Source organism: Agromyces binzhouensis, from assembly GCF_004135055.1.
Lineage (GTDB): Bacteria > Actinomycetota > Actinomycetes > Actinomycetales > Microbacteriaceae > Agromyces > Agromyces binzhouensis.
Genome location: NZ_SDPL01000777.1, coordinates 1 through 657, shown reverse-complemented (window position 1 = coordinate 657; position 657 = coordinate 1). Strand labels below are relative to the sequence as shown.

1 protein-coding gene is annotated in these 657 nt (G+C 74.9%); it reads left to right on the top strand.

Annotated elements, in window-relative coordinates; all coding sequences use genetic code 11:
* Positions 1 to 49: 49 nt before the first annotated feature.
* Positions 50 to 657, top strand: a 608-nt coding sequence (locus ESO86_RS18175; RefSeq protein ID WP_129236068.1) for a glycosyltransferase, incomplete at its 3' end; no start/stop codon positions are given.

Here is a 657-nt window from a genome sequence, read left to right as displayed (position 1 = left end):
GTCCTGCAGCCGATTCTCATGGGGTTCGGGCGTCGCCTAGGGTCGAAGCATGACCGCCGAGATTCCCGACCTCGCGACCTGCCACTTCGCGAGGCCCCGCGGCCGCGTCGGCCCCGTGCCGATCGAGGCGCTCGTGCGCGGCAGGATCGACGGCCAGATCGCGATCTCGTCGGCGGTGGCCGCAGCGATCGACGGGCCGAGCACGGTCGTCCACACGGGGATCGACCCGCGCCCGGCGGGCGACCCGGCGGCACGCGAGCGCACCGTCCTCATGGCCCAGCGCCTGCAGCCCGAGAAGCGCACCGACGTCGGGGTGCGTGCGTTCGCGGCATCCGGTCTCGCCGACGACGGCTGGACGCTCGACATCGCGGGGATCGGCCCGGAGCGGGAGCCGCTCGAGCGACTCGTCGCGGAACTCGGCATCGCGGCATCCGTTCGCTTCAGCGGCTACCGCACGGACCTGCCCGAGCTCCTCTCCCGCGCCGGCATGCTGCTCGCGCCGTGCCCGGTCGAGGGGCTCGGGCTCACGCTCCTCGAGGCGATGGCCTCGGGCCTGTCGCCGGTCGCGGCGGACGCGGCGGGACACGTCGAGTTGCTCGCCGGCCTCGACGAGCGAGCGCGCTTCGCCGCGGGCGACACGGATGCCGCGGGCGAGCG